Origin of the sequence: Chromobacterium sp. ASV23 (assembly GCF_016428945.1) — a bacterium.
GTDB lineage: Bacteria > Pseudomonadota > Gammaproteobacteria > Burkholderiales > Chromobacteriaceae > Chromobacterium > Chromobacterium sinusclupearum.
The window spans coordinates 1-252 of record NZ_JAELTR010000294.1 but is presented as its reverse complement, the minus strand read 5'-3'; the positions used below and the strand labels follow the sequence as shown (position 1 = coordinate 252).

Sequence of the window (252 nt, the reverse complement as noted above, 5' to 3'; positions counted from 1 at the left end):
CAAGCGCGAGCACGGCCCGGACGCCATCATGTGCACCGGCTCCTCGCGCGGCACCGGCAATGAATCGAATTACATCGCGCAGAAGTTCGCCCGCGCGGTGATCGGCACCAACAACATCGACTGCTGCTGTCTCTTATACACATCTCCGAGCCCACGAGACTCCGCCAATTATCGCGTATGCCGTCTTCTGCTTGAAAAGGGGGGGGGGGGGGGGGGGGGGGGGGGGGGGGGGGGGGGGGGGGGGGGGGGGGG

1 protein-coding gene is annotated in these 252 nt (G+C 67.9%); it reads left to right on the top strand.

Going from position 1 to position 252, the window contains the following annotated elements; all coding sequences use genetic code 11:
* The coding region (locus tag JHD59_RS22685; protein WP_199155920.1) for a hypothetical protein at window positions 1-252 on the top strand (252 nt) is incomplete at both ends.